The organism is Frankia sp. CeCAU1, from assembly GCF_977971845.1.
Genome location: NZ_CDWWXA010000083.1, coordinates 14,903 through 18,380, shown reverse-complemented (window position 1 = coordinate 18,380; position 3,478 = coordinate 14,903). Strand labels below are relative to the sequence as shown.

Below are 3,478 nucleotides of genomic sequence, written 5' to 3'. Positions count from 1 at the left end.
CCCCGACCCCGACCCCGAGCGCGGGCTCTGGCTCTGGCTCTGGCTCGGTGGCCCGCTGCGCGGGATGCAGCAGATGCATGAACCGCGGAACGGGTACGCCCACCGACGGTAAGGCCGCCGCGTAGGCGGCGAGCTGCAGCACGGCTCCCGGACTGGCGTGCCGGGCGAGCTTGGCGTCGTAGGGCTCGTAACGGCCCGCGACCGCGGGCCCGGTCGATGCGCCGGCGACCGGGTCGAGATGCGCCGCGATGAGGAAGTCGGGGCGCCCCTGGAACGCGCCGTCGAACAGCGCCCCCTGGTAGACGACGGGAACCCCGGCGGCCAACGCCTGGCGGGTCCGCTCGTGGGCTTGGGCCAGGGCGGCGAGCGTGGGGGCGGGCCGCTCGATCGCCACGACCCCGTCCGCGCCAAAACACCGGCGCAGATGCTCCAGCCAGCGTCGTTCGTGCGCCTCGCCGTGCCGCACGGCAGTGGTGTCCGCGGGGGTCAGGCGCACCCGGTCGATCCGGCGGGGCCCGTTCTCCGACGTCTCCCCGGTCACCAGCCCGGCGGCGAGCGCGTGCGCAAGCCCGACGCGATGCCCACACTCGACGACGTCGACAAGATCACTGGCGGAAACCACCCAGCGGTCCTCGAACCTGTGCACGACACCATCCCCATCTGGGCCATCCCGTTTCCATCCGGGCCATCCCGTTTCCATCCGGGCCATCCCGTTCGGTCCCGTGCCAATCCTCTCCCGATCCGGGTTCACGGTCCGGACCAACCCGGCCGGGCGTGCCCCGAAGGACTGAAGGTGGCCGGTGAGGGCTGCGACACCGGCCGGGCGTGGGGTACGCGCCCTGTCCGTCTCGCGGGACACCGAGGTGACGACGGCCATCGGCTGGGGCGTGTGGTCGGCCGCCGGGCCCGTACCCGGCTCTACACGTGGACCCGTAACCACGAGCAGGCGAGAACTGCCCGACACACCGCACGGTCGCGAGCGGTGAGCCACGCATGTACCAGCGTGGACGGAGCGGGACGCAGTGCTCGTCCAGCGATAACACAATCTTCAACTGATCGATTGTTACGATCATAAGGATCGGGCGTCCTGGGACTCCGTGCTCCTCACGGACCAGGGCCCATGCAACCTAACCAAGGATGACATCACGGTTTCGAACCGTACATGACGGCTACGCAAAAGCTTCAAATGCCCCAAAAGTCCCAGCAAGCTAGCTGAGATCATGATCGATAGGAGGGCCTGGCACCTCAGCTAGGGAGATTTACGTCACACGCCCCCAGGCGACGCGCGACGCGCATCGACACCAATCCGGGAGTAGCGTACGTAAACATGATAGTTGACTATATGCCCCGAGGACTCACTTCGGATCTTCATGACCTCAGCGACCGGAGAAAAAGGATCAAGAAGATGACCGGAGCGCGGTCGGTGGTCGGTTCGTTGGGGCCGACGAATGAAAAGATCATCTTTGGCATCCCCGGGGGTCCGACCCCCTCCCCGCCCCGAACGCTGATCGACGGCGCCGTCCTCCGGCATGCCACCGTCGGTCACGAGCAGGGTGCCGGGCCCGTAGCCGCGGGCGCCGTGATGGTCACCGGGCAGCCGCTAGCTCCCAACGAAGATTTCATCTGTGCGGCTCGATGGAGCGCTACGCATACCACTCCAATGGTTAAAGGTCGAACTCTTCGACATCACAAACCGGGAAGGCGATCACGTGACACCCAGCTGGTTCTCGACCGAGACTCCTGTACGTCTCGGAGTTGGCGTGTATGACGGCTCGTCCGCACGGCTGGCCGACAGGCACAACCCCGACTTCGTCTGGGTGAGCAGTTTCTGTGTGTCCGCCGCGCTGGGGAGCCTTCCCGATCTCGGGCTAATAGATTCCTCCGAGATGGCCAGTGTGGTGCGGACCGTGGCGAGGACGACGCGTCATCCGGTGGTTGTGGACATGGAATCCGGGTACGGAGACCCGCGCAAGATAGACCTGGCGGCGCGGACAATCTCCCAGGCCGGCGCGAGCGCGGTGTGCATCGAGGACAACACGCTGGACAAGTGGTCAAGCCTGTACCCCGGTAAGCGGGACCTGGCCAGCGTGGAGGAACAGGAGAAGCGCCTCCGCGCCACGCGCCGCGGGCTGGAGCCCAGCTGTTTCTTGATCGCCCGAACCGAAGCGTTGGTGGCCGGGCACGGCGTGGCCGAGGCCTTGAACCGCGCGAACCGCTATGTGGATGCTGGCGCGGACGCGGTGTTTGTGCAAGCCACGCGACCCGATGGGGGCGAGGAACTTCTGGAATTCGGCCGGGGATGGGATCGGCGCACGCCGGTGTTCATCGCACCAATCTGCTGTCCAGTGCTCGGTGCCGAGGAGTACGCCAGGTCCGGTATCACGCACTGGATCTTCGCGAACCAGCCCCTCCGATCTGTCGGGCGATGGAAGACACCGCCCAACAGATCGGAGAAGCCAGGACCGGCCCCGCTCCACAACTGGACGATCAGATCGCATCGGTGTCAGAGATCGGAGACCTCGTGAATGCGTACCCTCCCAGCCGCGATTATTTTCGCCGTGCTCGCCGCCGTTTTGAGCCTGACCGGCGCGGTCCTGGTCCACAAGGGGTGATCGTGCCGGATGTGGCCAACTGGGTTTTCCTCGAAGTCCTCAGGGGGGCCGAGGCGGTGCTGCGGGGGGCCGGGCGGGACCTGTTGCTGTACAACCTCGGGGACGACTCGGGCCTCCTCGATGCGCTGTCACTGTGTGAGCGAGTCGATGCGGCGCTCGTCCTGTGTCCACCTCTCACTCCGGTCACTCCGACGGAGATCGAAATCCTGGGCTTCCTTCTTAAAGAACCAGTTGTTCTGGTCGGCGCGAGCGTGCCCGGTTTCCCCAGCGTGCGGGTCGATGACGTCGGCGGTGCCCGTACAGCGGTACAGCACCTGATCAACCTGGGTCATCGGCGGATCGGGCTGATCTCGGGTGAGGCGGCCGGGGACGGATCAGATGATCGCGAGACGGCGCTTTCCACCGCTTCCGCGGATCGGCGGCGCGGGTACCGCGAGGCTCTCGCGGCTGCCGGTATCGAATGTGACCCGGGGTTGGAGGCGGTCGGGGATTTTACCTGGCGGGGAGGTGAGCGGGCCATGGCTGAGCTGCTCGCGGTCGAGTCGCTGCCCACGGCGGTGTTCGCCGCGGACGACGAGATGGCGATGGGTGCGCTGCGGGCGTTGCGCCGTGCCAGGCTCCGCGTGCCGGAGGACATGTCTGTTATCGGCTTCGGCGGGCACGACAAGGCAGAGGTGTTCGAGCTGACGACGGTCGTCCAGCCGCTGGCCCGTCAGGGGAAGATCGCCGCCGAGTTGCTGCTCAGTCTCCTCGACGCTGTTCCGGATGCTTCCCAGAACCTGGACGCCTCGGAAGTGGCCGTGCTGCCCGTGAGCATCGAGATCCGTGACACGACGTGCCGCCCCGCGAGCGGAACAACATAACTC

Annotated in this window: 2 protein-coding genes and 1 pseudogene; 2 read left to right on the top strand and 1 reads right to left on the bottom strand. The window is 66.6% G+C overall.

The features are described 5' to 3' along the window. Positions 1 to 622: pseudogene (locus tag AC08OO_RS15140) on the bottom strand (TM0106 family RecB-like putative nuclease); the annotation flags it as partial. Positions 623 to 1,760: 1,138 nt separating this feature from the next. On the opposite strand from AC08OO_RS15140, the gene AC08OO_RS15135 reads away from it, so the two are divergent. Both AC08OO_RS15135 and AC08OO_RS15130 read left to right on the top strand, forming a co-directional pair. After that, complete coding sequence (locus AC08OO_RS15135; protein ID WP_476611584.1) at positions 1,761 to 2,525, top strand: isocitrate lyase/PEP mutase family protein; 765 nt, start codon at positions 1,761 to 1,763, stop codon at positions 2,523 to 2,525. Between the two features lie 89 nt (positions 2,526 to 2,614). Further along, positions 2,615 to 3,475 (top strand): LacI family DNA-binding transcriptional regulator, encoded by an 861-nt coding sequence (locus tag AC08OO_RS15130; RefSeq protein WP_476618671.1) that lies wholly within the window; start codon positions 2,615 to 2,617, stop codon positions 3,473 to 3,475. Positions 3,476 to 3,478 lie beyond the last annotated feature (3 nt).